Consider the following 1,001-nt stretch of genomic DNA (forward strand, 5'->3'; position numbering starts at 1 on the left):
GCGCCCGCGCGAGCGGGCTGACCCAGCGCTTGGTCTGGCAGCGCACAGACGCCCGGCGCTCCGACACCTAAGGTCCATCCACATCCCCGCTGTTGGCTCGCACCAGCGGCGGGGTCTGCAGCGTGCAGCCCCAGGCTGCACCCCTTTGGATGAAACCCATGCTGAAAAACAAAGTGGTGCTCGTCACCGGTGCCGCCTCGGGCATCGGCCGGGCCATTGCCCTCACGGCCGCGCGCGAAGGCGCGCTGCTGGTGCTGTCGGACATCGATGCCGACGCCGGCGTCGAAACCGGCGCGCTGGTGCGGTCGCAGGGCGGTGAGTCGCTGTTTGTGGCGGCCGATGTGGGCAGCGCCGACGAGTGCCAGGCGCTGGTGTCCCAGGCCATGGCGCATTTCGGCCGCCTCGACGTGGCCTGCAACAACGCCGGCATCGGCGGCGCCGCCGCGCCCCTGGCCGACTACCCGCTCGACGCCTGGGCGCAGGTGATCAACATCAACCTCAACGGCGTGTTCTACGGCATGCGCGCGCAGATCGCGGCCATGTTGCTCAACGGCGGCGGCTCGATCGTCAACGTGGCCTCGATCCTGGGCGCGGTCGGCTTTGCCAACGCGTCGGCCTACACCGCGGCCAAACACGGCGTGGTGGGCCTCACGCAGGCCGCTGCCCTCGAATACGGCGCCCAGGGCGTGCGCATCAATGCGGTCGGCCCCGGCTTCATCCACACACCCATGATCAGCGGCCTCGAAGACGACCCGGCGGTCAACGCCCTGCTGGTGGCGGCCCACCCGATCGGTCGCCTGGGCCGCGCCGAGGAGGTGGCCGAACTCGTGGTCTGGCTCGCCTCGGAACGGGCGTCGTTCGTGACCGGGTCCTACTACCCGGTGGACGGCGGCTACCTCGCCCGCTGAACCAGTCTTCCCACCCTTCTGTTTTTGTCTGTCGTACCCCTTGACCAAACGCAAACCGACATTCATCCTGGCCAGCAGCCTCATAGGCCTGGC

Annotated in this window: 1 protein-coding gene; it reads left to right on the top strand. The window is 69.1% G+C overall.

The window, feature by feature from the left end; genetic code table 11:
* Positions 1-158: 158 nt before the first annotated feature.
* Positions 159-908, top strand: a complete 750-nt coding sequence (locus Q7W29_09650; GenBank protein ID MDO9172083.1) for an SDR family oxidoreductase — start codon at positions 159-161, stop codon at positions 906-908.
* Positions 909-1,001: the final 93 nt, after the last annotated feature.

This window comes from bacterium, from assembly GCA_030654305.1.
In the GTDB taxonomy this organism is placed as follows: Bacteria; Krumholzibacteriota; Krumholzibacteriia; order LZORAL124-64-63; family LZORAL124-64-63; genus PNOJ01.

Excerpts from the sequence above, each read along its gene's own strand:
- Q7W29_09650 (MDO9172083.1), top strand. The coding sequence starts at position 159 with ATGCTGAAAAACAAAGTGGTGCTCGTCACCGGTGCCGCCTCGGGCATC.